The 24,609-nt window shown below is 63.9% G+C and carries 22 protein-coding genes; 9 read left to right on the top strand and 13 right to left on the bottom strand.

The window, feature by feature from the left end; genetic code table 11:
* The first annotated feature begins 72 nt into the window (after nt 1–72).
* Nucleotides 73–1,653, top strand: coding sequence for an aldehyde dehydrogenase (NADP(+)) (locus SB756_RS05000; protein WP_341798631.1), 1,581 nt, complete (start codon nt 73–75; stop codon nt 1,651–1,653).
* A gap of 171 nt (nt 1,654–1,824) precedes the next feature.
* Here the strand turns inward: SB756_RS05000 and SB756_RS04995 are convergent, their stop codons facing one another.
* A complete protein-coding gene (locus SB756_RS04995) occupies nt 1,825–2,574 on the bottom strand; it encodes a FadR/GntR family transcriptional regulator (RefSeq protein ID WP_016499305.1) in 750 nt (249 codons plus the stop codon).
* A gap of 198 nt (nt 2,575–2,772) precedes the next feature.
* Between SB756_RS04995 and SB756_RS04990 the strand changes: the two genes are divergently transcribed.
* Together SB756_RS04990 and SB756_RS04985 are read left to right on the top strand one after the other, a co-directional pair.
* A complete protein-coding gene (locus SB756_RS04990) occupies nt 2,773–3,423 on the top strand; it encodes a DUF998 domain-containing protein (RefSeq protein ID WP_341798630.1) in 651 nt (216 codons plus the stop codon).
* Between the two features lie 74 nt (nt 3,424–3,497).
* A complete protein-coding gene (locus tag SB756_RS04985; RefSeq protein ID WP_016499303.1) occupies nt 3,498–3,827 on the top strand; it encodes a hypothetical protein in 330 nt (109 codons plus the stop codon).
* A 45-nt stretch (nt 3,828–3,872) separates the two neighbouring features.
* On the opposite strand, the gene SB756_RS04980 is transcribed toward SB756_RS04985, so the two are convergent.
* The 3 genes from SB756_RS04980 to SB756_RS04970 all read right to left on the bottom strand — a co-directional run bounded on the left by SB756_RS04980 (nt 3,873) and on the right by SB756_RS04970 (nt 7,123).
* Complete coding sequence (locus SB756_RS04980; RefSeq protein WP_341798629.1) at nt 3,873–4,793, bottom strand: LysR family transcriptional regulator; 921 nt, start codon at nt 4,791–4,793, stop codon at nt 3,873–3,875.
* Between the two features lie 28 nt (nt 4,794–4,821).
* Nucleotides 4,822–5,796: a quinone oxidoreductase family protein gene (locus SB756_RS04975; RefSeq protein ID WP_410910309.1), complete on the bottom strand. Its 975-nt coding sequence runs from the start codon at nt 5,794–5,796 to the stop codon at nt 4,822–4,824.
* Between the two features lie 112 nt (nt 5,797–5,908).
* Nucleotides 5,909–7,123: a YeeE/YedE family protein gene (locus tag SB756_RS04970; RefSeq protein ID WP_410910308.1), complete on the bottom strand. Its 1,215-nt coding sequence runs from the start codon at nt 7,121–7,123 to the stop codon at nt 5,909–5,911.
* Nucleotides 7,124–7,364: 241 nt separating this feature from the next.
* Between SB756_RS04970 and SB756_RS04965 the strand changes: the two genes are divergently transcribed.
* The gene (locus SB756_RS04965; protein ID WP_410910307.1) at nt 7,365–8,273 is read left to right on the top strand and encodes a LysR family transcriptional regulator; all 909 of its coding nucleotides are present in this window, start codon (nt 7,365–7,367) and stop codon (nt 8,271–8,273) included.
* On the opposite strand, the gene SB756_RS04960 is transcribed toward SB756_RS04965, so the two are convergent.
* From SB756_RS04960 to SB756_RS04945, 4 genes are all read right to left on the bottom strand, one after another.
* The gene (locus SB756_RS04960) at nt 8,274–8,792 is read right to left on the bottom strand and encodes a DMT family transporter (protein ID WP_410910306.1); all 519 of its coding nucleotides are present in this window, start codon (nt 8,790–8,792) and stop codon (nt 8,274–8,276) included.
* 225 nt (nt 8,793–9,017) lie between these two features.
* Nucleotides 9,018–9,599 (bottom strand): hypothetical protein, encoded by a 582-nt coding sequence (locus tag SB756_RS04955; RefSeq protein ID WP_410910305.1) that lies wholly within the window; start codon nt 9,597–9,599, stop codon nt 9,018–9,020.
* A gap of 156 nt (nt 9,600–9,755) precedes the next feature.
* A complete protein-coding gene (locus SB756_RS04950; protein ID WP_341798623.1) occupies nt 9,756–11,048 on the bottom strand; it encodes a PQQ-dependent sugar dehydrogenase in 1,293 nt (430 codons plus the stop codon).
* Nucleotides 11,045–11,473: a DUF2231 domain-containing protein gene (locus SB756_RS04945; protein WP_016499295.1), complete on the bottom strand. Its 429-nt coding sequence runs from the start codon at nt 11,471–11,473 to the stop codon at nt 11,045–11,047. The genes SB756_RS04950 and SB756_RS04945 overlap by 4 nt, the downstream gene beginning before the upstream one ends.
* 166 nt (nt 11,474–11,639) lie before the next feature.
* Between SB756_RS04945 and SB756_RS04940 the strand changes: the two genes are divergently transcribed.
* Nucleotides 11,640–11,927, top strand: coding sequence for a hypothetical protein (locus SB756_RS04940; protein WP_341798622.1), 288 nt, complete (start codon nt 11,640–11,642; stop codon nt 11,925–11,927).
* 15 nt (nt 11,928–11,942) lie between these two features.
* Here SB756_RS04940 and SB756_RS04935 read toward each other — a convergent pair whose 3' ends face one another.
* Together SB756_RS04935 and SB756_RS04930 are read right to left on the bottom strand one after the other, a co-directional pair.
* Nucleotides 11,943–12,755, bottom strand: coding sequence for a class I SAM-dependent methyltransferase (locus SB756_RS04935; protein WP_410910304.1), 813 nt, complete (start codon nt 12,753–12,755; stop codon nt 11,943–11,945).
* Between the two features lie 261 nt (nt 12,756–13,016).
* Complete coding sequence (locus SB756_RS04930) at nt 13,017–15,203, bottom strand: OsmC domain/YcaO domain-containing protein (RefSeq protein WP_410910303.1); 2,187 nt, start codon at nt 15,201–15,203, stop codon at nt 13,017–13,019.
* A gap of 244 nt (nt 15,204–15,447) precedes the next feature.
* Between SB756_RS04930 and SB756_RS04925 the strand changes: the two genes are divergently transcribed.
* From SB756_RS04925 to SB756_RS04910, 4 genes are all read left to right on the top strand, one after another.
* A complete protein-coding gene (locus SB756_RS04925) occupies nt 15,448–15,903 on the top strand; it encodes a (2Fe-2S)-binding protein (RefSeq protein ID WP_341798619.1) in 456 nt (151 codons plus the stop codon).
* Nucleotides 15,903–18,152 carry a molybdopterin cofactor-binding domain-containing protein gene (locus SB756_RS04920; RefSeq protein WP_410910302.1) on the top strand — a complete coding sequence of 750 codons (2,250 nt, stop codon included), beginning with the start codon at nt 15,903–15,905 and terminating at the stop codon, nt 18,150–18,152. The genes SB756_RS04925 and SB756_RS04920 overlap by 1 nt, the downstream gene beginning before the upstream one ends.
* Before the next feature lie 18 nt (nt 18,153–18,170).
* Nucleotides 18,171–19,514 (top strand): c-type cytochrome, encoded by a 1,344-nt coding sequence (locus tag SB756_RS04915; RefSeq protein WP_341798617.1) that lies wholly within the window; start codon nt 18,171–18,173, stop codon nt 19,512–19,514.
* Nucleotides 19,515–19,667: 153 nt separating this feature from the next.
* Nucleotides 19,668–20,687: an XdhC family protein gene (locus tag SB756_RS04910; protein ID WP_410910301.1), complete on the top strand. Its 1,020-nt coding sequence runs from the start codon at nt 19,668–19,670 to the stop codon at nt 20,685–20,687.
* A gap of 16 nt (nt 20,688–20,703) precedes the next feature.
* On the opposite strand, the gene SB756_RS04905 is transcribed toward SB756_RS04910, so the two are convergent.
* The 3 genes from SB756_RS04905 to SB756_RS04895 all read right to left on the bottom strand — a co-directional run bounded on the left by SB756_RS04905 (nt 20,704) and on the right by SB756_RS04895 (nt 24,582).
* Nucleotides 20,704–21,492, bottom strand: a complete 789-nt coding sequence (locus tag SB756_RS04905) for a substrate-binding periplasmic protein (RefSeq protein WP_410910300.1) — start codon at nt 21,490–21,492, stop codon at nt 20,704–20,706.
* A gap of 305 nt (nt 21,493–21,797) precedes the next feature.
* The gene (locus SB756_RS04900) at nt 21,798–23,330 is read right to left on the bottom strand and encodes a UxaA family hydrolase (RefSeq protein ID WP_341798614.1); all 1,533 of its coding nucleotides are present in this window, start codon (nt 23,328–23,330) and stop codon (nt 21,798–21,800) included.
* 64 nt (nt 23,331–23,394) lie between these two features.
* Nucleotides 23,395–24,582 (bottom strand): L-talarate/galactarate dehydratase, encoded by a 1,188-nt coding sequence (locus SB756_RS04895; RefSeq protein WP_410910299.1) that lies wholly within the window; start codon nt 24,580–24,582, stop codon nt 23,395–23,397.
* Nucleotides 24,583–24,609 lie beyond the last annotated feature (27 nt).

Here is a 24,609-nt window from a genome sequence, read left to right as displayed (position 1 = left end):
GGCTTGCTGGTTCATAGAACCCACAGGTCATGCGACACCCCCAGATTGTCTTTCAGCCAACAGGAGCACCCCATGCCTGAAATCCTCGGCCACAACTTCATCGCCGGCCAGCGCAGCGCCGCTGGCCCACAGCGCCTGCAGAGCCTGGACGCCAGCACTGGCGAAGCCCTGCCCTACAGCTTCGCTCAAGCCAGCGAAGCTGAAGTAGACCAGGCCGCCAAGGCCGCCGCTGCCGCCTTCGCTGAGTTCCGCCAACTGGCCCCGGCACGCCGCGCCGAATTCCTCGACGCCATCGCCGCCGAACTGGACGAGCTGGACGACGCCTTCGTCGCCATCGTCTGCCGCGAGACCGCCTTGCCCGCAGCCCGCATTCAAGGCGAGCGTGGCCGCACCAGTGGCCAGATGCGCCTGTTCGCCCAAGTACTGCGCCGTGGTGACTTCCTCGGTGCCCGTATCGATCTGGCCTTGCCCGAGCGCCAGCCGCTGCCGCGCGTGGACCTGCGCCAGATGCGCATTGGCGTCGGCCCGGTCGCCGTGTTCGGCGCCAGCAACTTCCCGCTGGCCTTCTCTACCGCCGGTGGCGACACCGCTGCGGCACTGGCCGCCGGTTGCCCGGTAGTATTCAAGGCGCACAGCGGCCACATGGCCACCGCCGACCTGGTGGGATGCGCCATCGTACGTGCCGCCGAGCGCACCGGCATGCCCAAGGGCGTGTTCAACATGGTGTTCGGTGGTGGTGTGGGCGAGTGGCTGGTCAAGCACCCGGCCATCCAGGCCGTCGGCTTCACCGGCTCGCTCAAGGGCGGCGACGCCCTGTGCCGCATGGCCGCCGAGCGCCCGCAGCCGATTCCAGTGTTCGCCGAGATGTCCAGCATCAACCCGGTCATCATCCTGCCAACCGCCTTGGCCAAACGTGGCGAGGCCATTGCCCGCGAACTGGCAGGCTCCGTGTGCATGGGTGCCGGCCAGTTCTGCACCAACCCGGGGTTGGTGATCGGCCTGCAATCGCCGCAGTACAGCCAGCTACTGGCCGACCTTGGCCAGCACCTGGACCAGCAGGCCGGGCAAACCATGCTCAACGCCGGTGGCCTGCGCAGCTACGTGGGTGGGCTGGAGCACCTGCATGCCCATGCCGGTATCGAGCACCTGGCCGGCCAGGCGCAGGAAGGCAGCCAGGCCCGCGCCCAACTGTTCAAGGCCGATGCCCGCCTGCTGGTCGAGTCTGACCCGCTGCTGCAGGAAGAAGTGTTCGGCCCGACTACTGTGGCCGTGGAAGTACAGGACGACGAACAGCTGCGCGCAGCCCTGCTCGGCCTGCGTGGTCAGCTGACCGCTACCCTGATCGGCGAAGCAGAAGATTTCGAGGCCTACGCCTGGCTGGTGCCATTGCTGGAGGAGAAAGTCGGACGCATCCTGATCAATGGCTACCCGACCGGTGTTGAAGTGTGTGATGCCATGGTCCACGGCGGGCCTTACCCTGCGACCTCGGACGCCCGCGGTACCTCGGTGGGCACCTTGGCCATCGACCGCTTCCTGCGCCCGGTGTGCTACCAGAACTACCCGCAGGCCCTGCTGCCTGAAGCCCTGCGCAACGCGAACCCATTGGCGCTGCGCCGCCTGGTGAACGGGCAATGGAGTGACCAGGCGATCTGATCGAGCGCCTGAAACAAGAAAGCCCCGCACATGGCGGGGCTTTTCTTTTGGCTGTGCCGGCCTCTTCGCGGGTAAACCCGCTCCCACAGGGTTTGCACAATTTTCAGGCATTGTGGTGATTCTGTGGGAGCGGGCGTGCCCGCGAAGAGGCCGGTATAGGTCACAAATGCCTCAGACCCCTTGCGCCTCAGCCTCTTCATGTACCTGACGCAAGCGCTCCCGGCTGTTGCTCAGGTGCATGCGCATGGCCATCTTTGCCCCTTCGCTGTCACGCCGGGCGATTGCTTCATAAATCGCCTCGTGCTCATGCATCAACCGGCTCATGTAATGCGCCTGGTCATCACGGGCCAGCCGCGCCGAATTCACCCGGGTACGCGGGATGATGCTGGTGCCCAAGTGGTTGATGATGTCGGCGAAGTAGTGGTTGCCGCTGGCCTGGGCAATGCGCAGGTGGAACTGGAAGTCCGCTGACACCGCATCATTGGCATGGGCCGCCCCTTCGTTAAGTTCGTCCAGCGCCGCACGCATGCCCGCCAGCTCTTCATCGCTGCGCCGCTGCGCCGCCAAGCCTGCCGATTCGATTTCAAGGGCAATACGCAACTCCAGCACCGCCAGCACTTCACGCAGGGTGACCACAGTCGCCGGGTCGATGCGAAAGCCCCCCGACGCTGGCGCGTCCAGCACGAACGTGCCGATGCCATGGCGGGTCTCGACCTGCCCGGCGGCCTGCAGCCGCGAGATCGCCTCACGCACCACGGTGCGGCTGACGCCCTCTTCGACCATGATCTGCGATTCGGTCGGCAGCTTGTCGCCACGCTTGAGCTGACCACTGCGAATGCGTTCGGTCAGCACTGTGACCAGTTCCTGGGCCAGACTACGCGGCTTGCGCCGGGTCCTTGCCTGTACCTGTTGCTCTGTCATTGCCCTGTATTTCACCTAGAAAGACAGCGCTCATCATAGCGCAAGCAGTTGTACGATCACATACACCCGGTGCGGTATTTCTTGCTCTCCCTCGCAAGCCACACCTATGAAAAAGCCGGCCCAAGTGCTGGCCCAGAGGCCACGCAAGCCTGTACTGTGCGCCTTTGCGCTCACTCATCCATGGAAGGAAAATGCCGCATGAAACCCCTCGACCGCCTATTGCTCGCCAGCGGCCTGCTGATACCCCTCTGGTTGCTGGCAGGTGTTTGGCTCACCGCCCAGGCTTACCCCGGCTATGACCACCTGCAACAGGCCATGAGCCAGCTCGGCGCCGTAGGTGCGCCAACCCACAGCTGGTCGCCACGGGTAAACAACTTCCCACTGGCCGCGCTGTTCGCGCTGTTTGCCTGGGGCCTGGTGCGGCGCTGGCGTGGGTCGAAACTGGCAATGCTGAGTGCAGCCCTGGTCTTACTGCATGGTGTCGGTAGCCTGGGCACCGGCTGGTTCCCCTGTGACCAGGGTTGCACACCGGCGCAGCCTTCCACCTCACAGCAACTGCATAACCTGTCCGGCCTGCTGATGTTCCTCTCGCTGACCCTGGCCAGTGCCCTGTGGGCGTGGCTAGGCAATCGCATTGCCGGCTCGCGGGCCTTTGCGCTGTTTTCCCTGGCCTGTGTGGTACTGGCGATCATTACCGTCGCGCTGATGGGCCAGGCAGCGCAAAACGGCCAGCTATTCGGCCTGTATCAACGCCTGAACTATGGTGTGTCGGTCATCTGGGTTGCCAGCCTGGCCTGGGCGAGCGTGCGCAAGCCAGCCGCCAGCCCGCTGCGCGTGGCCGTGATCTGACGGCAAATTGCTGGCCCCCGGCATCGAAAAGCGAAGGCAAACTCCGTTCTTCTTCAGATGCTTAGGACAGCAACATGCGAGTATTTCTAGCAACGATGGCCGGTTGCTTGCTGGCCACGCTGGCTTTCGGCGCCCAGGCCCGGGCGCTGAGCCAGAATGATCGCCACACCTGCGGCTGGGGTGCACAGATAGCGGCCGAGGCCCAGCAGGCCAAGCTTTCCGGGGTGACCCTGTATGCCACCCGCAAGAAGCTGCAGGTACGCAAATTCCCCAAACCCTGGATGCGCATGACCGCCTTCGGCATTACTGAGCAGACTTACAACAGCCGCTCGCGGTTGAAGCCTGCAGCGATCAAGCAAACTTACTATGAGCAGTGTGTTCAGCATGCGGTAGCCAAACGATAATCTATTATTTATCAGACGGTTATTCGTTTAATCTGCAGAAGAGTATCAAGACCGCCACGGTGCCCCCGCCTTGAAGCGGTCTTCCAGCCGGGCCTTGAAGGCGCCCAGGGCCGCAGTGTTCAGCCGCGCGGTCGGGCGTACCAGGTAAATGCCCGCTGCCACGTCCAGCTGCCACTGCGGCAGCACCCGTACCAGGCGGCCGCTGGCCAGGTCCTCACCCATCAGCCAGTCCCCCCCGGCAAGAATGCCCACGCCACGCCTCGCCGCCTCCAGCAACGCTTCATTGTCGTTGCTGCGCAGGCTGCCGACGACCTTCACGGTCACCTGCCGCTCACCGCTCATCAGGCGCCATTCAGGAAATGAACGTAAGCCACTGAAACATAGACAATTATGCTCAGACAACTGTTCCGGTTGTGCAGGCGTGCCATGCCGAGCAAGGTAATCGGGCGATGCGCAGAGTATGCGCAAGTGATCGCACAATTTCCTGGCCACCAGGCGATTGTCCACCAGCTCACCAATGCGGATGGCGGCATCGAAGCCCTCGCCGATCAGGTCGACGAAACGGTCGGCATACTCGGCCTCCACTGTCACCTGCGGATAGGCCAGCGCGAAGTCGGCCAGCATCCCGCTCAACCAGCGCCGCCCCATGGCCGCCGGCAATGCCAGGCGCAAGCGCCCGCGTACCGTTGCCGCCCCCTCGGCAGCTTCCTGCTCCGCCTCGGCAATCAGACGGTTGGCCTCGCGCACTTTGGCCACCAGCCGCTCGCCCTCATCGGTAAAACGCAGCTGCCGCGTGCTGCGCTCCACCAGGCGAATGCCCAACCGCGCCTCCAGCGCACTCAGGCGCTTCGACAGCACCGTGGGGTGGCGCTCCAGCTGCCGCCCGGCAGCAGCAAACGAGCCCTGCTCGTGCAGGGCCAGCAAGGTGGCAAGTTCATCGGCGCGGCGACTGTCGTAGGCATCCATGGCTAGGCTCGGTGGCAGGGTTCGGGCATCAGGCGGTAAGGACCAGCGCGCCCTCCGACAGCCCTTGCTCCAGGTCCCTGTGGGCCCTGGCCACTTCGGCCAGCGGGTAGCGACGCCAGACCCGAGGCTGGATGATACCCTCGGCGACGGCTGCCAGCACATCGGCGGCGCGCTGCTGGTACTCCTCTACCGTGCGGGTATGTGCCGCCAGTGACGGCCGGGTCAGGTACAGCGAGCCCTTGGCATTGAGCGTGGCCACCTCGATCGCCGCCGGCGCACCGGAAGTGCCCCCGAACGACACCAGCAGGCCGCGCACCCGCAGGCTGTCCAGCGAAGCGTCCAGCGACACCTTGCCGACACAGTCATAGGCCACATCCACGCCCTGCCCCTGGGTCAGCTTGCGCACATCGCTGGCCAGCGTTGCCGCGTCGAACACCAGCACATGGTGGCAACCGGCCGCCTGGGCCCTGGCCACACTTTGCGGGCGTGATACCACGCCAATCACCGTCGCCCCGAGATGCCGCGCCCAAGGCGCCATCAGCTGGCCCAAGGCACCGGCGGCGCCGTACAACAGCACCTGGGTACCCGGGCCCACAGCGTAGGTGGTTTTCAGCAAGTACTGCGCCGTGATGCCTTTGAACAGCACCGCTGCGGCGGCCTCGTCCTCCAGCTGCGGCGGCAGCTTGACCAGCCGTTCGGCCGGGAACAACCGGCCGCTGGCATAGGCACCGACCGGCCCCATGGCATAAGCCACGCGGTCCCCCACCTGCACGTTGTGCACCCCATCACCGACGGCAGTGACCCTGCCTGCGCCTTCCAGCCCCAGGCCAGAGGGCAAAGCCAGCGGCGCACCGCCTTTGCGCTGCAACAGGTCGAGGGGGTTCACACCCATGGCTGTCTGCTCCAGCCAGACCTGGCCGGGCCCTGGGGGTTGTGCCTGTATGTGTTCAGGTTGCATCACATCGGCGCTGCCGGTGTCATTGAGCGTGATACGGGTAGCCATGATCGAATCCTGTTGAATGGTGTTCGGGTCAGGCTAATCAGGTGGGAAAAGTTGAACAATCAGGCGAGGTGCAGATGATTTCTGCACCTCTTGCAGCAATTCACTCGGTGCCTCAGCAGCCTGTCAGCACCGCAGGGCGCCGCTCACCGGCGAAAAACAACGGGCGAAGGCGTACGCCGATCAGGTTGCCCGAATAAGCCGCCACCAGCCACAGCCAGCCGTGCACGCTGCCCGAGGCAATGCCACTGAAGTACGCGCCGATATTGCAGCCATAGGCCAGGCGCGAACCGTAGCCCAACAGCAGGCCGCCGATGACTGCGGCAACCAGCGACGGCAGCGGGATTTTCAGGCTGGGCGCAAAGCGCCCGGCCAGGCCCGCCGCCAGCAGCGCCCCCAGCACGATGCCCAGGTCCATCACCGTGGTGATGTCCTGCCACAGCGGCGAGGCCAACGCCTTGGCGTTGGCCGGCGCCTGCCAGAATACCCAGCTGCCGACATCCACGCCCAGGCCGTTGAGGGTTTTGGCACCCCACAAGGCGAAGGCGGAAGTAATGCCCCACGGCCGCCCCGCCAGCGCCAGGGTCGCGTAGTTGAGAAGCGCCAGGGCGATAGCGCCCCACAGCAACGGCCAAGGGCCCCGCAGGAAGCGACGCATGCCCTGGTGTTCGCTGGCAACTGGCGCTTCCAGCGCGCCGTGTCGGCGCTTTTCCAGCACCACGGTAGCCCAGGCGATCAGCCCGAACACTGCCAGGCTCACCAGCAGCGCCGGCCCCACACCCCAGGCTTGCACGATCGAGGTTGCCGGGAACGACGGCAAGGCAAACCACCAGTCAGCATGATGGGTGGCGGTTACAGAGCCGATGATGAAGAACAGCAGGGTCACCAGCATGCGCGCATTGCCACCGCCAACGGTGAACAGCGTGCCCGAAGCGCACCCGCCGCCCAGCTGCATGCCAATGCCGAAAATGAACGCACCGAACACGACCGAGACACCCGCCGGGGCCACCAGGCCAGTGACCGGGTAGCCGAACAGGCTGCCAGCTGACAATGCCGGGAAGAACAGCAGCACCGCCAGGGCCAGCATGACCATCTGGGCACGCAAGCCCGCGCCTCGTCGCTCGTTGATGAACACCCGCCACGCCGAGGTGAAGCCAAAGGCGGCATGATACAAAGTCAGGCCGAGCGCTGCACCGATCAGCAGCAGCAATACCTGCTTGAAGCCGGCATTCAGATTGAGGAACCAGGCGCCAGCCAGCAGTAAAACCATGGCGATCAAAGGGGCGCCCAGGCGACGCGGTTCGGGTGTGGCAGTTGCAGAAAGACCCATCGGAGTACTCGGATAACAGTAAAACGGACGGGGAGTATAACCCCAACGGTCAACGCGAGCCTTGTGGGAGCGGCCTTGCGTCGCGATAGGGCGCGAAGCGGCCCTCAGCTTTTAACCTCCGTAGCAGATATCGTCGGGGCCGCTTTGCGGCCCATCGCGACACAAGGCCGCTCCCACAACGACTGCGCAAGGCTTGTTAAGCTAATAAACACCGCCGGAATTAACCAAGGCTATTCACCCCATGGATGAACTGCGCAAGATCGATCTCAACCTGCTACTCGCCCTGCATGCCCTGCTCAGCGAAAAGCACGTGACCCGGGCCGCCCTGCGTCTGCACCGCAGCCAACCCGCCGTTAGCCACGCGTTGGCGCAACTGCGCAAGCACTTCGACGACCCCTTGTTGGTACGCCAAGGCGGCGGCATGGCCCTCACCGCCCGTGCCCAGTCGCTGGTAAAACCGCTACAGGATGCCTTGAGCAATCTCAACGGCCTGCTGGCCACCCCACAGTTCGAGCCAGCCAAAGCCCAGCGCCGTTTCCGGCTGTCGCTGTCCGACTACTCCTCGCGCATCATCCTGCCGCCCCTGCTGCGCCACCTGCGCCAGGTAGCACCCGGGGTGGACCTGGCCATCAGCCAGGCCAGTCGCGAAACCATGCTGGCGCAACTGCTCGATGGGGAACTGGACCTGGCACTGGGCCTGTTCCCCGAGTTGCCTCAGGACATCACCGCCCAGCCCCTGTTTGCCGACCATTTCATCAGCGTTGCCGATCGCCAGGTGTTGCCCCCCAGCGGTGGCCTTACTTTGGAAGACTGGCTGACACGCCCGCATGTGTTGATGGCCATGCGCCCGGATGCCTTCGACGAGATCGAGCGTGCGCTGGCCGCCCAAGGGCTGCGCCGCCGTATTGCCTTGGCCTTGCCACACTGGAGCGCGGCAGTAGAGGTACTTGCTGGCACCGACCTGATCCTGACAGTAGCCAGCCGCGCAGTGGGCTCCTTGCGCCAGCACAAGACACTGCGCCAGTTCACGCCGCCCCTGGCCATCCCCTCGTTCGACTACCAGCAGGCCTGGCACAGCCGCAAGGACAGCGACCCCGGGCACCGCTGGCTGCGCGAAACCGTGTGGGCCTGCAGTCAGCCGGGGCGCTGATCAGCCCTCTGGCTGCTTCACCGCAGTGATTGCACTGGTCGCTGGCGCCGTCGACCAGGTGCCTTGCACCAACAGTACGCCGCACAGGATCAGCACTACGCCTGCCACCCTGGCAAGGCTCAGCGGCTTGCCTCCCAACCCCATCACCCCGAAGTGGTCGGCAAGCACCGCTGTGATGATCTGCCCCGCCACCACCAACACCAGGAACCCCGCCGCGCCCAGCTTGGGCGTTAGCGCCGCAGCACCCGCCACATACATTGCCCCCAGCACACCGCCAACCCACAGCCACCAAGGCCCCTGCAGGGCTTTGCCCAGGTCCGGTGCCGGCACCTTGAGAATCAGCAGTGCGGCGATTACCACCAGCGAACTCACCGTCAACGAAGTGAATGCCCCCCACAACCAATGCCCCAGGGCACGGCCAACGGCGGCATTACCCGCAGCCTGGAACGGCAGCACCGCCCCAGCAAGCAACGCCAAAGCAAAGGGAAGCACCAGAAGGCACAGCGTTTTACTGAACATGGCAGCCCTCATTACTGAAAAGTTCAGGCAATGATCGAAAATTCTCTCCATTGATGGAAATTGAACGTATGCACGTAGATTATTCGTCAGGCGCATGTTCGCAGCGGTTGCGGTTAGCTCGCGATGAGGATTTTTGCGTGCTCGGGTCGCCTACAGCATCCGCCGTCATGCAAGGCATCACGACGGATCATGTACGGGCAACCCGTAGCCTGTCTCAGGAAATGCTCAGCGGGAGGTTTCGACGCGCAGCACTTCGGTAAAGATCGCATCGACCGTCTGGCCGACCTTGAGATTCTTCATGCGTGCCTGCAAGTCCGGGTTTTCGACCTTGACCACCTGCAACTTGCCCTCGGGTGGCAGCAGGCTCACTTCATGCTTCTTGAGGTCGATCTTCTTGATCTGCGAGGTGACCCGGACCTGGCGGAATGCCTCGCCGCCTGGGTTGGGGTTCTGCGCTGTGGCGCGAATGGTGCCGGACTCCTCGGTGGCCTTCGGCGCCCCACCCACATCGGTATTGAGCACATAGGCCACGGCGCGGGTAACGAAGATATCGACCTTGTCCCCGACCTTGAGGTTAGGCAGAGCCTTGGCCTGATCCGTGAGCTGGAACGTCACATCCGCTTTGTTATCAGGGCCTTTCACCGTGACCTGGCGGTTGGCCTGGTCGATAGCTGTAACCTGCGTGGTGACATGGCTTTCCAGTGCCTCACTGGCAATCGGAATATCGGCAGCGTACGCCGTAAAGCTGGCAGCGGATGCCAGCGTGGCCAAGGCAACAGCACAAGCGAGAGAGCGAATCGGATTCATAGACCTGCTTCCATGTGATCAACTAAAAAAGGGCGCGAATTGTTCACGCGCCAACAAGCATAGACGTTGCCCGCCACCCTGCCGGTGCCATCACCTCGCCGGCATTTCGCGGATGAACCACTCCCATGGGAGCGTGGACTTGGGCCAGACCAATACTCAACGGTTTCGCGTCACCCGCCACACCGTATTGGCCAGGTCATCGGCAATGATCAACGCCCCGCGCGGGTCCACGGTCACCCCCACCGGTCGCCCACGGGTCTTGCCATCCTCACCGCGAAAGCCCGTGGCAAAGTCGATTGGCTCACCTGCCGGCCTGCCATTGCTGAACGGCACGAATATCACTTTGTAGCCAACCGGATCGGGCCGGTTCCAGCTGCCGTGCTCGCCCACGAACACTCCGTCGGCAAACTCCTTGCCCATGGCAGGGATCGAGAAGTCGACGCCCAGTGCAGCCACATGCGAGCCCAGGCTGTAGTCCGGCTTGATCGCCGCAGCCACCTTGTCCGGGTTTTGCGGCCGCACCCGATCATCTACATTCTGCCCCCAGTAGCTGTAAGGCCAACCATAGAAGCCACCTTCGCGCACCGAAGTGAGGTAGTCCGGGACCAAGTCGGGGCCCAGTTCATCGCGCTCGTTAACCACCGTCCACAACTGCCCGGTCTGCGGCTGAATGGTCAATGCCGTCGGGTTGCGCAAGCCGGTGGCATAAGGCCGGTGCGCGCCGGTTTCGGCATCGACCTGCCAGACCATGGCCCGATCGATCTCTACCTCCAGGCCGCGCTCGGTGATGTTGCTGTTCGAGCCGATTCCCACGTACAGGTAGCGACCATCCGGGCTGATCGTCAGCGCCTTGGTCCAGTGGTGGTTGATCTCGGCCGGCAGGTCGGTGACCTTGGAGGGCGGGCCGTCGGCCTGGGTCTGGCCTTCCTTGTAGTCAAAGCGCACCAGCGCATCCTGGTTGGCCACATACAGCTTGCCGTTGGCAAAGGCCAGGCCATAGGGTGCGTTGAGGTTTTCCGCGAACACGGTCTGCACCTCGTAGGTGCCATCGCCGTCGGCATCGCGCAACAGGGTCAGGCGGTTACCCCCCTTGACCTGCGTATTGCCCTTGGCCTTGATCTGGCTGGCGATCACATCCTTGGGCTTGAGCTTGGCCGCGCTGCCACCTCTGCCCTCGGCCACCAGAATATCGCCATTGGGAAGCACCAGGCTCTGCCGCGGAATCTTCAGGTCAGTGGCAATGGCCGTGACGCTGAAACCTTCCGGCACGGCCGGTTTCTGCTCGCCCCACGCAACCGGCTGCGCAATCTTCATGCTCGGCAGCAGCCCGCGCTGCGGATCGGGCAGCTTCGGGTCCGGCCCATGGGCCTGGGTAGGCTCGCCGTCCCCCCCACAGGCACTCAGCAACACCGCCATGCTCAATAAGCTCAATGCATGCAAAGGCTTCATGCTGCACCTCCCGAACGCAGGTTGCTCAAGCCGGTCCAGGCAGCCACCACCGAGAGCACGGTCACGATCACCGACAACACCAGCCCCGACGGCATCACCGCCCAGGCGTCCTTGGCGTGCTCGAACGCATTGATCAAGCCGAGCACCCAGGTCACCAGCAGCAGCACGAAGTACAGTGTGGCGCGCCCGCCCTTGCGTTCGGCGCGGATCAGGTTGGCCAGTGCAAACAACAGGGCTAACCCGCAGAACACCAGGCCGCCGGCGATCAGCCAGGCGGCGAAGTTGCTCCACTGGATCTGGTAGCTGTTGAAGTAGGCGATGTCGCTCAGCAGTGCGCCAAGGAACAACGGGACACTGCCTGCCAGCAACAGGGCGTGCAGCGGGCTGGGGGTACAGCGGTAGAGGGTTTGGTCAGTGGCGGTCACAGTGCCTCCTTTTCATTCAGTGACCCAGGGGGCTGATAGGCTTGCGCCATCAGGTGAGCGCAGGGTGCGCTAAGCAAAGGAGCCCCTTCACGACGCGATAGTTCACCGCTTCGCTACAATGAAATATCCTGCAAGGCATTTGCTGCCAAGCGCAGAAGGGGAACACGTGAGCAGACCAAACGCATCCTGGGCCCTGACCACCCTGCTCGCCCTCAGCCTGGCGCTCACCGCTGGTTGCTCCAGCAAAGGCAGCAAGGCGCGCTACGCCACGCCTGCAGTAGGCTCCAACTGCTTCGCCAAAGCTGTACCCACGACTGGCGAAGGCGGCCTGGCCTGGGGCAATACCCTGAGCATTGCCCGTCAGAAATCAATGAACAATTGCATGCGCTATGCCGGCCGCTCTGGAGGCACACCCCGAACTTGCCAAGTAGTGATGGCCAAGTGCAAGAACTGACACCCACCCGTGAATTCAGCCTCGGCTAATCACCACCTCAAGGTATTCACTGGGCACCACCAACGAGGAAGACCCACCCACGTTGCTTTCATCCAGCAACTGGGTCAGATCCCGCTCCAGCGCACTGGCCGCCTCTGGCTCCAATGAAGCAAACGCCTTGTGTACCGGCCCATACCAGGTGCGGAACACCTCGATGAAATGCGCCGCCGAGCGATAGCGGAAGTTGAACTGCTGACGACTGACTTTCAGTTCGCCAAGCGCCCCTTCAAACATTACGCGCAACTGCTCCTCATCGCCCCAGCGCGAAGGCGGCAAGGCACCGGGGGGTGGAGGCACATGCAGGCCTAGAATTTTGAACATCTGCCCGACAAAGCCTTGCGGGGTCCAGTTGGCCAGGCCGATGCGGCCACCGGGCCGGCACACCCGGGCCAGCTCGCGTGCGGCCTGCGCCTGATCAGGGGCGAACATCACGCCGAAGGTGGAAAGCACGGCATCGAAGGTTCCGTCGGCAAACGGCAACGCTTCGGCATCGGCCGCCTGGAACAGCACATTCAAGTGCTCGGCCCGCGCCCGCTCTTCGCCGCGCTTGAGCAATTCGGGCACATAGTCGGTGGAGGTGACGCGACAGCCGCGCCGGGCAGCGGCCAAGGTGGCGTTGCCGTTGCCGGCAGCAACGTCCAGCACCTGCTCGTCCCAGCGCAAGTCGCAGGCCTCGGCCAGGCGTTCGCCAACCAGTTGCAGGGTGGTGCCGATTACCGCGTAGTCACCGCTGGCCCACGCGGCCTGCTGGCGGGCTTTAAGGGCATTGGTGTCCAAAGGGGTACTCATGGTCTGCGCCTTCTTGTCGTGCGCGCGGCCGAGGTCCTTCTGGCGGTTAACGCGCCATCTATTGGGGGAGAATAATTTACTCGCCTGTCAGGCGAAGCGGAAAGACGCTTTGGGGATAGCGCCAGGATCAAAGTGCTATATGAGGGCTGCTGGCCCAATCGCCGGCAAGCCAGCTCCCACAGGGTGCAGTACCTGTAGGAGCTGGCTTGCCGGCGATGAGGGCGGTACAGCCAGCGCAAACAACGAGTGGGACAGCAGCTATCAGGCGAATTTGGCCCGGGCTGCGTGCAGCTTCTTGTAGCTCTCGATCAGGCGCAGATGGCGATCAAGGCCTTCGAGCTTCATGCTGGTCGGGGTCAGGCCATGGAAACGCACGCTGCCGTCCAGCGAACCCAATACTGCGTCCATGCGCGCATTGCCGAACATGCGGCGGAAGTTGGCTTCGTAATCCTCCATCTCCAGTTCGTCATCCAGCTGCACTTCCAGCACCACGTTCAGCGCCTGGTAGAACAGGCCACGCTCGACGGTGTTGTCGTTGAACTGCAGGAATGCCTCGACCAGCTCCTTGGCCTCCTCAAAACGCTGCACCGCCAGGCAAATCAGCAGTTTCAGCTCGAGAATGGTCAGCTGGCCCCACACGGTGTTCTCGTCGAACTCCACACCAATCAGCGTGGTGATGGTGGTGTAGTCATCCACATCACAGTTGTCCAGGCGCTTGAGCAGCAACTTGAGGGGGCGGCTTTCGAGGCTGTGCAGGTTGAGGATGTCGGCGCGGAACGACAGTGCGCGGTTGGTGTTGTCCCAGATCAGGTCCTCGACCGGGTAGATTTCCGAGTAGCCCGGCACCAGGATGCGGCAGGCAGTGGCGCCAAGGTTGTCGTACACCGCCATGTACACTTCCTTGCCCAGGTCTTCGAGAATGCCGAACAGGGTTGCGGCCTCCTGAACATTGGAGTCCTCGCCATGGCCGGAGAAGTCCCACTCGACGAACTCGAAGTCGGCCTTGGCGCCGAAGAAGCGCCACGACACCACGCCGCTGGAGTCGATGAAGTGCTCGACGAAGTTGTTCGGCTCGGTCAGCGCATGGCTTTCGAAGGTCGGCTGCGGCAGGTCGTTCAGGCCTTCGAAGCTGCGGCCCTGCAGCAGCTCGGTGAGGCTGCGCTCCAGCGCCACTTCAAGGCTCGGGTGGGCACCGAACGAGGCGAACACGCCACCGGTGCGCGGGTTCATCAAGGTCACGCACATGACCGGGAACTCGCCACCCAGCGAGGCATCCTTGACCAGCACCGGGAAGCCCTGCTCTTCCAGGCCCTGTATGCCGGCGACAATGGCCGGGTACTTGGCCAACACCTCCTGCGGCACGTCCGGCAGGCACAGCTCGCCTTCGAGGATTTCGCGCTTCACGGCGCGCTCGAAGATTTCCGACAGGCATTGCACCTGTGCCTCGGCCAGGGTATTGCCGGCGCTCATGCCGTTGCTGAGGAACAGGTTTTCGATCAGGTTGGACGGGAAGTACACCACCTGCCCGTCGGACTGGCGCACGAACGGCAGCGAGCAGATGCCCCGGGCGGTGTTGCCAGAGTTGGTGTCGTAAAGGTGCGAACCGCGCAGCTCACCGTCCGGGTTGTAGATTTCCAGGCAATGCTCGTCGAGGATCTCGGCCGGCAGCGCGTCACGCGGGCCAGGCTTGAACCACTGCTCGTTCGGGTAGTGCACGAACGGCGCGTTGGCCAGGTCTTCGCCCCAGAACTGGTCGTTGTAGAAGAAGTTGCAGTTCAGGCGCTCGATGAATTCGCCCAGCGCCGAGGCCAGCGCCGCTTCCTTGGTAGCGCCCTTGCCGTTGGTGAAGCACATCGGCGACTGCGCGTCGCGCACGTGCAGCGACCACACATTGGGCACGATGTTGCGCCACGAAGCGATCTCGATCTTCATCCCCAGCCCGGCGAGGATGCCCGACATGTTGGCGATGGTCTGCTCCAGCGGCAGGTCCTTGCCAGGGATGTAGGTGCTGCTGTCCGCCACCGGCATCAACAGGCCCTGGGCGTCGGCATCGAGGTTTTCGACCACTTCGATCACGAATTCAGGGCCGGTCTGCACGACCTTCTTGACCGTGCAGCGGTCGATGGAGCGCAGGATGCCCTGGCGGTCCTTGTCTGAAATGTCCTCGGGCAGCTCGACCTGGATCTTGAAGATCTGGTTGTAGCGGTTTTCCGGGTCGACAATGTTGTTCTGCGACAGGCGAATGTTTTCGGTGGGGATGTCGCGGGCCTGGCAGTACAGCTTGACGAAGTAAGCCGCGCACAAGGCCGAAGACGCCAGGAAATAGTCGAACGGGCCTGGGGCCGAACCATCGCCTTTGTAGCGGATCGGTTGGTCGGCGATCACCGTGAAGTCGTCGAACTTGGCTTCGAGACGGAGATTGTCGAGAAAATTGACCTTGATTTCCATGCGGGATTACCGTGATTTAAGCGTGCAAAACGAAATTGGCCGGCATTATCCGGGTTTTCACCCAGGAAGTCCTGTTTACCTCGTCGCTTGCGCATTCCCCCGGATTGCTTGCCTGATCCTCTGAACCTGCCCCCGCCACCAGACCAGCGGTCATCCCGCTGTGCTAGCGTTTCTGCTCTGGGGAACAACGTATTCCTCGCACAGAAAAACACAGCGACAGCAACCGATGACTGGCAGGTGAACCATGGAACTACGCATTAACCAGCAGACCTACCAGGTCGAGGCGGACGCCGACACGCCCTTGCTGTGGGTGATCCGCGATGACCTGGGGCTGACTGGCACCAAATATGGCTGCGGCCTGGCCCAGTGCGGCGCCTGTTCGGTGCTGGTTGACGGCAACGTGGTGCGCGCCTGCGTCACCCCGGTGGCCGGTGTGGTCGGGCGTGAGGTCACGACCATCGAGGCCATCGAAACCGATGCCGTCGGCAAACGGGTGGTCGCGGCCTGGGTCGAGCACCAGGTGGCCCAGTGCGGCTACTGTCAGTCCGGCCAGGTAATGGCCGCCACGGCGTTGTTAAAGCACACCCCCCAGCCCAGCGACGCGCAGATCGACGCGGCCATGGTCAACCTGTGCCGCTGCGGCACCTACAACGCCATTCACGCTGCCGTGCATGAGCTGGCACAAGGGGAGCAGGCCTGATGAACACGCCCATAGATACCCCTGCCGAACTGCTCAGGCTGCAACCGGGCGAGACAGTCAACCTGTCGCGCCGGCGCTTTCTTGCCGGCACGGCTGTCGGTGCCCTGGTGCTGGGTTTCGGCCTGCCAATGGGGGCGGGCCGCGTGCAGGCAGCGGCTGCAGCCGCCGCGGAACGCGGTACCCAGGTGCCCGCTTTTCTGGAGATTCGCCCAGATGGCAAGGTCCGCCTGCTCAGCCCCTTCATGGAAGGCGGGCAAGGCCCGTTCACCGCCATGGCGCAAATTGTGGGTGAAGAGCTGGATGTCGACCCCGTCAATTTCGTGGTCGATAGCGCACCACCGGGCGACGCCTACGTGGTGATGGAAAACGGCATGCGCATCACCGGTGGCAGCATGTCGGTGCGCATGAGCTACCCGACCATGCGCCGCCTGGGTGCCCTTGCCCGGGCCATGCTGCTGCAGGCGGGCGCCCAACAACTGGGCGTGCCGGTCGAGGAACTCTCGACCACACCAGGGAACGTAGTACATACCACGACAGGGCGTTCGATACCCTACGGTGAACTTGCCGGGCGCGCCATGGACCTGCCGGTACCCGACCCGGCCAGCGTCCAACTGCGTGACCCCAGCCAGTTCCGCTGGATCGGCAAGCCTGTGCGCCGCCTGGATGCCTACGACAAGTCCACCGGCAAGGCGCAGTACTGCATCGACATAAAGGTCGACGGCATGCTCCACGCCGCCGTGCAGCACGCACCACGCCTGGGCATGACCGTGGGTAGCCTGCGCAACGAAGACCAGGTCAAGGCCATGAAAGGCGTGCATTCAGTGCACCCACTGCCGGGCGCCGTGGCCGTGGTTGCTGAGCGTTGGTGGCACGCAAAGCGTGCGGTGGAGGCGATTCAGGTGGACTGGAAGGAGCCGGCTGCCGACAGCAAGGTGCGGCCAATGCCCGCCGACTTTTCCAGCGATGCCTGGCGTGAACACCTCGCCACGGTCGAGGGCCCGGCCCGTGATGAAGAAAACCAAGGCGATATCGCCGCCGCCCTGAGCAATGCCAAAACCAAGGTCGAGGCCAGCTATCACAACCAGTACCTCAACCATGCCCAGCTCGAGCCACCGTCCGCCCTCGCCCGCTTCAACCCCGACGGCAGCCTGGACGTCTGGCTGCCCAACCAGGCCCCGGACATGTTCCGTGATGACATTGCCAAGCGCACAGGCCTGGAGCCTGCACAAATCAACCTGCACTCGCCGCTGCTGGGCGGCTTCTTTGGCCGGCACTTCCTGTACGACTCGGCCAACCCCTACCCACAGGCCATCGCCCTGGCCAAAGCGGTTGGCCGGCCGGTGAAGCTTATCTGGAGCCGCGAAGAGGAATTTCTGCGCGATGTGCTGCGCCCGGTTGCAGTGGTGAAGTTCCGCGCCGGGCTGGATGCCGACGGCATGCCGGTGGCCCTCGAAGCAGTAAGCGCCACCGAAGGCCCGACCGAGGCCCTTGCTGGCAAACAAGGGGAAAAGATCGACCCGACTGCACTGGAGGGACTGTCAGGCAAGTCCTACGCCATCGCCAACAAGCGCATCGCCCAGATCTACGTCAAAGGCCCGGCCATGCTCGGCTACTGGCGCTCGGTGGGCAACTCGTTGAACGACTTCTTCTATGAATCATTCCTTGATGAACTGGCTGACAAAGGCGGCAAGGACCCGTTCGAACTGCGTATGCACCTGCTGCGCGACAACCCGCGCCTGACCAACCTGCTGAACGCGGTCGCCGAGCTGTCCGGTGGCTGGAAACGCGGGCCGTTCACCGCCGAGGATGGCAGCAAACGGGCACGCGGCGTGGCCATGGCCTCACCGTTCGGCTCGGAGGCGGCAGTCATCGCCGAGGTATCGATCGAGAACGGCCAGGTCAAGGTGCACGACATCTGGCAAGCCATCGACCCGGGCAGCATCGTCAACCCGGCGATCATCGAACACCAGGTCAACGGCGCGGTTGCCCTTGGCCTGTCGCAGACGCTGGTGGAAGAAGCCGTATACGTGGAGGGTATGCCGCGTGCGCGCAACTACGACCTGTACCCGATCCTGCCCCCCTCGCGCATGGCGCGGGTGCATGTGCGCATTGTCGAAAGTGGGGCGAAGATGGGCGGTATCGGTGAGCCACCGCTACCCGCCGTGGCCCCGGCAGTGGCCAACGCGGTCGCGCAGCTTACCGGTCAGCGCGTACGCAGCTTGCCACTGAGCCGCCATACCTTCAGCTGACTGCACAAGGGACGCCCCATGACCCATCGTTTCGCAAGGACCGCTGGTTGGCTGGCGCTGCCGTGCCTGGTCGCGGCAGGCCTGCTGGCCTGGTATGTCACCCGCGAGCCGGCCTCGCCGTTTGCCGACGCGCAGGCCACTGCCGCTGACCCGGCACTGATCAGCCGCGGCGAGTACGTGGCCCGCCTCAGCGACTGCGTGGCCTGCCACAGCCTGCCAGAAGGCAAACCCTTCGCGGGTGGGCTGGAAATGGCCACCCCGCTGGGGGCCATCCACGCCACCAACATCACCCCTGATCGCGACAGCGGTATCGGCAGTTACAGCCTGGCCGATTTCGACCGCGCCGTACGCCAGGGTGTCGCGCCCGGTGGCCGGCGGCTGTACCCGGCCATGCCCTACCCGTCCTACGCCAAGCTCAGCGATGATGATGTAAGGGCGTTGTATGCGTTCTTCATGCACGGCGTGCAACCCGCCCGGCAGGCTAACCTGGCCAGCGACATCCCCTGGCCGCTGAACCTGCGCTGGCCCATTGCCGTGTGGAATGGCCTGTTCGCCGCCACTACGCCCTACGCCGACAAGCCCGGGCAGGATGCAGTGTGGAACCGGGGTGCCTACATCGTCCAGGGCCCCGGCCACTGCGGAAGCTGCCACACCCCACGCGGCCTGGCTTTCAACGAAAAAGCCCTGGATGAAGGCGGCAAACCGTACCTGGCCGGCGCCCTGCTCGACGGCTGGTACGCACCGAGCCTGCGCGCCGACCACAACACCGGGCTGGGGCGCTGGAGCGAGGCAGAAATCGTGCAGTTCCTGAAAACCGGGCGCAACCGGCATGCCGTGGTATTCGGCTCGATGACCGAGGCGTTCAACAACTCCACGCAGTTCATGCATGACGATGACCTGGCCGCCATTGCCCACTACCTGAAATCACTGCCCGGCGACCCACAGCGTGACGGCGCGCCATGGCAGTACCAGGCCGAATCGGCAGCGGCACGGCTCGACAGCCCGGGGGCGCACACCTATGTGACCCACTGCGCGTCTTGCCACGGTCTGGACGGCAAAGGCCAGGCCGAATGGATGCCGCCATTGGCTGGCGCCACCTCGGCACTGGCCAGGGAAAACGCCTCGGCGATCAATATCACCCTCAATGGTTCGCAGCGGGTGGTGGCTGCCGGTGTGCCGGATGCCTATCGCATGCCGGCTTTCCGCGCGCAGTTGAGTGACCAGGACATTGCCGAGGTGCTGACCTTCGTGCGTACGGCCTGGGGCAACCAGGGGGGGGCGGTGGATGCGCAGGCGGTAGGCAAGCTGCGTGGTCATACTGACCCGGCCAGCAGCAGCCCGATCATCTTGCATATGCGCTGATTTGCCGTGGTTCATGCACCGGCCTCTTCGCGGGCACGCCCGCTCCCACAGGAAACACGCCGCTCAGGAAATTTGTACAGTACCTGTGGGAGCGGGTTTACCCGCGAAGAGGCCAGCACAGCCACCCTTGAACATCAGGTTGAATGGAACCCCATGGAAAGCATTGATCTGTTGGTTTTGCGCACCACCCGAGACTGGCTCGCCGGCGGCCATCGCGCCCTGCTGGCTACAGTCGCCCGCACCTGGGGCTCCTCCCCTCGCCCGGTCGGCTCGATGATGGCCTTGCGCAGCGACGGCCGCGTGGTCGGCAGTGTCTCTGGCGGCTGCATCGAAGACGATCTCATCCACCGTTACACCAGTGCCTACGGCGGCCCCGGCATGCCCACCGGCCAGCCCCAGGTGGTGCGCTATGGCGTCAGCGCCGACGAGGCCCACCGCTTTGGCCTGCCCTGCGGCGGCACCCTGGAACTGGTGCTGGAATCCGCCCCCTCACTGGCGCACCTGGACCCGCTGCTGGCCTGCCTCGACCGCGGAAACCTGGTGCGCCGTGAGCTGAACCTGAGCAACGGTGAAGCCCGCCTCACCGCGACCGACACGCCTGAACTGTTCAGCTTCGATGGCCAGCGCATGCTCAATACCCTTGGCCCGGGCTACCGCCTGCTACTGATAGGTGCCGGTGCCCTGGCCGAATACCTCGCCACCATGGCCCTGTTCAACGGCTTCAACGTTTCGCTGTGCGACCCGCGCCCGGAGTACACGGCAGGCTGGACCATCGCCGGGGTCAACCTGCTGCCCGGCATGCCGGACGACGTCGTCCGCGCCTTTGCCGCAGATGTTCGCAGCGCCATCGTCGCCGTCAGCCATGACCCCAAGCTGGACGACCTGGCCCTGCTCGAAGCCTTGCACAGCCCTGCGTTCTACATTGGCGCCATCGGCTCGCGGCGCAACAGCCAGCTGCGCCGCGAACGGCTGATGGAGCACTTCGGTGAAAGCGAAGCTTCGCTGCAGCGCCTGCACGGCCCGATTGGCATCTACATTGGTAGCAAGACCCCAGCCGAAATCGCCGTCAGTGTCATGGCCGAAATCCTTGCCGCAAAAAACGACGTCACCCTGCCCCGTGCGGTCAACGTGTCCCAGGCGAAGGAAGCGCAACAACTGGCACGGCCCCTGTAGGGGCGTACCAGGGCTGTTACTGCAAGCGCTCCAGGTTCTGCTGCAGCAGTCGCTCAGGCAACGCCCCGCCAACGATTTTCGCCATCTCCCGCGCCAGCGCCTCACGCAGCTGCGGCTTGTTGCAGGGCGATTCATGTGACATCGCCAGGTACAACCCTTCGCTGGACACCGGCGGCTGCAACACCTGCACGGTATCGGTGATCCCCAACGTACGCGCCAGCGCCATCCCGGGGTACTGCTCGTAGACCACGTAGTCACTGCGCTTGTGCATCAGCTTCTCGAACGCCTGCCGGGCGCCGGGCACCGCTTCGAGGGTGAGGTTGGCCTCGGCGTATTCATCAAACTGCTGGCCATGGCTGTTGCTGACCAGGGTGCCGCCCTTGCGGCCCCTGAGGTCGGCCCATTGCTGGTAGGCGAAGGCATTGTCCCGGCGCACCCAGACCACGCTGGGAGTACTCAGGAATGGTGGGGCGATGAAGTCCATCTGTTGCCGGCGGGCCTCGGTCATAAAATACCCGGCCATCAAGTCAATCCGCCCGGTGCGCACTTCTTCCTGCGCACGCGACCACGGCCCAACGTAAACAAACTCGATGTCCAGCCCCAGTTGCTTGCCCAGGTACTTGAGCAGATCGGCGTTGGCACCGATCAGTTGCTGAGGGTTTTGCGGGTCGCGCCACAGGTAAGGGGGGTATTCAGGGTTACCGGTAGCCGTCAGCCGTCGGCATGGCTCGTCGGCTGCGCCTGCCAAGGGCAGCAACAGGCAAGGCAACAGCAGCAAGGCTTTGCGCAGGCAACGCTCGATCATCTACAACCCTCGGCACATGTAACATCCGGCGACCCGGCGTGGCGGCCAAAGGCTGCCACATCTTGTGCTCGACCGCAGCATTCATCTGCGCGTGCTGTAGACAGTCTGGACCATGCGCGGCTGGCAGGTTGTCCTTTCATCGGCCGGAAAAAACAGGCCGGCAAAAACCTTTGCCGGCCATACCGCCAACGATGGGCGATTACTCCTCGCACATGACCTTGAAAACCGCAACAACTGTCAGAACAGCGGCAGTAGAGGACCTGTTCGCGGACAAGCCCGCGAACAGGCCAGTACAGGTAAACCGATCAGGCAAGCACGCCTATCTGCCATGGGCAGAACTCATCCTCACCCAGGCCATTGAGCTCGCTCTTGGTCGCCTCTCCCGAAGCATGCGCCAGCAAACGCTCGAAGATCTCCTGGCCCATTTCGGCAATGGTCTTGTCGCCGTCGATGATCTGCCCGCAGTTGATGTCCATGTCGTCGCTCATGCGCTGGTACATGGGCGAGTTGCTGGCCAGCTTGAAAGTCGGCGCCGGCACTGAGCCGAAGCAGGAGCCACGGCCAGTGGTGAAGGCGATCAGGTTGGCGCCGCCGGCGATCTGGCCGGTGGCCGAGACCGGGTCGTAGCCGGGGGTGTCCATGAACACCAGGCCGTGGGTTCTCACCGGGTGGGCGTACTCGTACACATCCATCAGCGGCGCATTACCGCCCTTCTTCGCGCCACCCAGGGATTTTTCCAGCACGTTGGCCAGGCCGCCGGCGTTGTTGCCGGGGCTGACGCGGCCATTGATCTGGGTATCGCGGCCGCGGTTGTACTCCAGCCACCATTCGATGCGCTCGATCAGCTTGCGGCCCACAACCGGGGTGGCGGCGCGGGCGGTCAGGGTGTGCTCGACGCCGAAGATTTCCGAAGTTTCCGAAAGGATCGCGGTGCCACCATGGCGCACCAGGATGTCCACCGCCGCGCCCAGCGCCGGGTTGGCCGAGAGGCCGGAGAAACCATCAGAACCGCCGCACTGCATACCGATCATCAAGTGCTCGGCGGACACCGGTTGGCGCCGAGCCTGATCGGCCTGGGGCAGCATGCCTTCGATCAGCGCAATACCCTGGTCGGTGGCGCTCTTCACCCCGCCGACGTCCTGGATCACCAGCTTCTTCAGCATGTCGCCTTCCACCAGCCCTTCCTGCTCGAAGAAGCCGTGGATGTTGTTGCGCTCGCAGCCCAGGGCGATAACCACCGCACCTACGGTGTTAGGGTGCTTGATGTAGCCACCGATAGTGCGGCGCAGCAGGTTCATCGGCTCGCCGGTCATTTCCATGCCGCAGCCGATTTCGTGCACGTAGGGCACCACCCCGTCGATGTGCGGGAAGCCGGCCAGGCGGCGCTCGTCGAAGTGGTTGGCGATCTTGCGCGCCACGGTCGCACCGCAGTTACCAACCACGAAGACACCCAGGTAGTTACGGGTGGCCACTCGACCGTCGTCGCGGACGATGCCCTGGAACGTGGCACGCTGCTCTAGCGGGAGCATGTCGGTAGGCACATAGTCCAGGCCGTAGCGATAGTCGCGGTCGGTTTCACCAAAGGCGATGTTGTGGCTGTGCATCCAGGTGCCTGGCGGCAGGTCTTCGCTGGCATAGCCGATCACTGTGTTGTACTTGAGTACCGGCTCGCCCTTGGCGATCAGCCGGGCAGCGACCTTGTGCCCCAGCGGCACCGGCTGCAGAGTAGTCACGCCTTCACCGGGGATGGCGGTGCCGGCGGGGATTTCGACGCGCGCGACAACCACGTTGTCAGCGGCATCGAGGCGAATGACGGGGCTCACTTCACGGTGACTCATGGTGTTTTCCTATGGGTATGTCATACACGGCGATGGCGACAGAAGCGCCACCGCCGAGGCTTGCTCAGGGGCGTTTGCCGAACTCGACGCTGTTCTGGGTCCAGGCCAGGGCCTGTTCACTGAGCGAGAAACCCAGTCCTGGACGATTGGGTACCCACATGCGCCCTTCACGCAGCTCCAGGCGCTCATTGAACATCGGCTCAAGCCATTCAAAGTGCTCCAGCCATGGCTCTTCCGGGTAGGCCGCGGCCAGGTGAAGGTGGATCTCCATGGCGAAGTGCGGCGCCAGCTTCAGGCCCTTGAAACTGGCCAGGCTCATGATCTGCAGGAAGGGCGTGATACCGCCGACCCGCGGCGCATCGGGCTGGACGAAATCGCAGGCGTTGGCGGTGATCAGCTGGGCGTGCTCGTTGAAGCTGGTGAGCATCTCGCCGGTGGCAATGGCGGTGTCCAGCGACGCGGCCAGGGCGGCGTGGCCTTCCACGTCGGCGCTGTCCAGCGGCTCTTCGATCCAGGTCAGGTCGAACTGTTCAAGTTTGCGGCAGAAGCGCTGGGCGGTCACCCGGTCCCATTGTTGGTTGGCGTCGACCATCAGCGGGAAGCCTTCGCCCAGCTGCTCGCGTACCGCCTGCACACGTTTGAAATCGATGCTGGTGTCTGGCTGGCCAACCTTGATCTTGATGCCGCCGATGCCGTTGCCGCGGGAGGTCTCGACGTTATCCAGGACCTTCTCGAGCGGCGTCGACAGGTAGCCGCCGGAGGTGTTGTAGCACTGCACCGAATCGCGGTGAGCACCGAGCAGCTTGGCCAGTGGCAGGCCAGCACGCTTGGCTTTCAAGTCCCACAGGGCGATGTCGAACGGCGCGATGGCCTGGGTGGTGAGACCGCTGCGGCCCATCGACGCGCCGGCCCAGAGCAGCTTGTTGTAGAGTTTGGCGATATCGTTGGGATCCTCCCCGAGCAGCGTCGGGGCGATTTCCTGGGCATGGGCGTACATACCAGGGCCACCGGCGCGCTTGGAGTAGCCGAAACCGATGCCTTCATGGCCCTCGCGGGTGCGGATCTCGGCGAAGATGAAGGCAATCTCGGTCAGCGGCTTCTGCCGCCCGGTCAGCACCTTGGCATCGCTGATCGGCGCCCCCAGTGGCAGCACCGTGTAGGACAGCTTGATCCAGGCAATGCTGTCGGTGGTCGCTGGCCCGGGTTGCAGGGTGGCGATTTTCGGGTCGATGTCGACGTTACTTTCGATCATGTTGTAGTCCTTGTTATCGCTGGGCAA

It is taken from the genome of Pseudomonas sp. SIMBA_068 (genome assembly GCF_046534705.1).
GTDB classification, from domain to species: Bacteria; Pseudomonadota; Gammaproteobacteria; order Pseudomonadales; family Pseudomonadaceae; genus Aquipseudomonas; species Aquipseudomonas putida.
Note: the sequence above shows the minus strand (reverse complement) of the source record. Positions and strands in the feature narration are given on the sequence as shown.

Excerpts from the sequence above, each read along its gene's own strand:
- SB756_RS04905 (WP_410910300.1), bottom strand. The coding sequence starts at position 21,492 with ATGATCGAGCGTTGCCTGCGCAAAGCCTTGCTGCTGTTGCCTTGCCTG.
- SB756_RS04980 (WP_341798629.1), bottom strand. The coding sequence starts at position 4,793 with ATGGATGCCTACGACAGTCGCCGCGCCGATGAACTTGCCACCTTGCTG.
- SB756_RS04995 (WP_016499305.1), bottom strand. The coding sequence starts at position 2,574 with ATGACAGAGCAACAGGTACAGGCAAGGACCCGGCGCAAGCCGCGTAGT.
- SB756_RS04950 (WP_341798623.1), bottom strand. The coding sequence starts at position 11,048 with ATGAAGCCTTTGCATGCATTGAGCTTATTGAGCATGGCGGTGTTGCTG.
- SB756_RS04955 (WP_410910305.1), bottom strand. The coding sequence starts at position 9,599 with ATGAATCCGATTCGCTCTCTCGCTTGTGCTGTTGCCTTGGCCACGCTG.
- SB756_RS05000 (WP_341798631.1), top strand. The coding sequence starts at position 73 with ATGCCTGAAATCCTCGGCCACAACTTCATCGCCGGCCAGCGCAGCGCC.
- SB756_RS04990 (WP_341798630.1), top strand. The coding sequence starts at position 2,773 with ATGAAACCCCTCGACCGCCTATTGCTCGCCAGCGGCCTGCTGATACCC.
- SB756_RS04925 (WP_341798619.1), top strand. The coding sequence starts at position 15,448 with ATGGAACTACGCATTAACCAGCAGACCTACCAGGTCGAGGCGGACGCC.
- SB756_RS04970 (WP_410910308.1), bottom strand. The coding sequence starts at position 7,123 with ATGGGTCTTTCTGCAACTGCCACACCCGAACCGCGTCGCCTGGGCGCC.
- SB756_RS04900 (WP_341798614.1), bottom strand. The coding sequence starts at position 23,330 with ATGAGTCACCGTGAAGTGAGCCCCGTCATTCGCCTCGATGCCGCTGAC.
- SB756_RS04960 (WP_410910306.1), bottom strand. The coding sequence starts at position 8,792 with ATGTTCAGTAAAACGCTGTGCCTTCTGGTGCTTCCCTTTGCTTTGGCG.
- SB756_RS04920 (WP_410910302.1), top strand. The coding sequence starts at position 15,903 with ATGAACACGCCCATAGATACCCCTGCCGAACTGCTCAGGCTGCAACCG.
- SB756_RS04975 (WP_410910309.1), bottom strand. The coding sequence starts at position 5,796 with ATGGCTACCCGTATCACGCTCAATGACACCGGCAGCGCCGATGTGATG.
- SB756_RS04935 (WP_410910304.1), bottom strand. The coding sequence starts at position 12,755 with ATGAGTACCCCTTTGGACACCAATGCCCTTAAAGCCCGCCAGCAGGCC.
- SB756_RS04910 (WP_410910301.1), top strand. The coding sequence starts at position 19,668 with ATGGAAAGCATTGATCTGTTGGTTTTGCGCACCACCCGAGACTGGCTC.
- SB756_RS04895 (WP_410910299.1), bottom strand. The coding sequence starts at position 24,582 with ATGATCGAAAGTAACGTCGACATCGACCCGAAAATCGCCACCCTGCAA.
- SB756_RS04985 (WP_016499303.1), top strand. The coding sequence starts at position 3,498 with ATGCGAGTATTTCTAGCAACGATGGCCGGTTGCTTGCTGGCCACGCTG.
- SB756_RS04930 (WP_410910303.1), bottom strand. The coding sequence starts at position 15,203 with ATGGAAATCAAGGTCAATTTTCTCGACAATCTCCGTCTCGAAGCCAAG.
- SB756_RS04915 (WP_341798617.1), top strand. The coding sequence starts at position 18,171 with ATGACCCATCGTTTCGCAAGGACCGCTGGTTGGCTGGCGCTGCCGTGC.
- SB756_RS04965 (WP_410910307.1), top strand. The coding sequence starts at position 7,365 with ATGGATGAACTGCGCAAGATCGATCTCAACCTGCTACTCGCCCTGCAT.